Raw genomic sequence first — 768 nt, forward strand, 5'->3', positions numbered from 1 at the left:
GATCGATGACGAAGCCCGTCCTCGTCAGGGTACGCCGCACGACGGGAAGGAAATCAACCAGGAACGCTGTCGGGTTAGTGGCAACCGGCGGCAGCCCCGTCGCCGCCACCCCTTCAGCCCACCGACCAGCTGGCGTCTGCCCCAGCGTGCCGTGTGTGGTGCCGTGGTAGTTGGTGACGGCAAGGGCCATCCATTTCTCCAGCTCGCGCAGGGTCAACGCCGCTTCCCGGTCGGAGTCATAACGCCCCCGTTCGCCGGGGTTGGAAAAGGTGGTCCCGGGAAGTTCGTGGATTTGCTTCATCGCGGTGCCGATCACGCGTTCCACAATTCCGCCATAATGAGGCCGGCCCAGCGGACGGTAGGCCAGCTCGATACCGTGCTGGTCGCATCCTCGTCGGAGCGCTTCGCTCTTAAATTCGCTGGCATTATCCAGATAAAGCAGTCTCGGCTTCCCGCTCATCGGCCACCCCGCCTCAACACCCAGACCTTCAAGCCATGGTCTTTTGTCAGTCCCGGCATGCGCCAGGCACAGCCCAACCGACACTGCCGAGGGCGCCTCCAGGGTCACAACCATGCCGATGATGCACCGACTGTAAACATCGATCGCGACAGTTAAATACGGCCGACCAATCGGTCGCCGCTCCCGCTCGTCCACGACGATCACATCGATGACGGTGTGGTCAATCTGCACCCGCTCCAAAATCGTGCCGACCGCAGGCACCTCGTCCCCGGCGGACTGCAGCGACCGCACCGCATCGGGCCCTCCCC

1 protein-coding gene is annotated in these 768 nt (G+C 63.5%); it reads right to left on the reverse strand.

The window, feature by feature from the left end; all coding sequences use genetic code 11:
* Window positions 1-768: integrase catalytic domain-containing protein (locus OCL88_RS21075; RefSeq protein WP_264963841.1), on the reverse strand; the 768-nt coding region annotated here is incomplete at both ends.

The organism is Paenarthrobacter sp. PAE-2 (genome assembly GCF_026013155.1).
Lineage (GTDB): Bacteria > Actinomycetota > Actinomycetes > Actinomycetales > Micrococcaceae > Arthrobacter > Arthrobacter ureafaciens.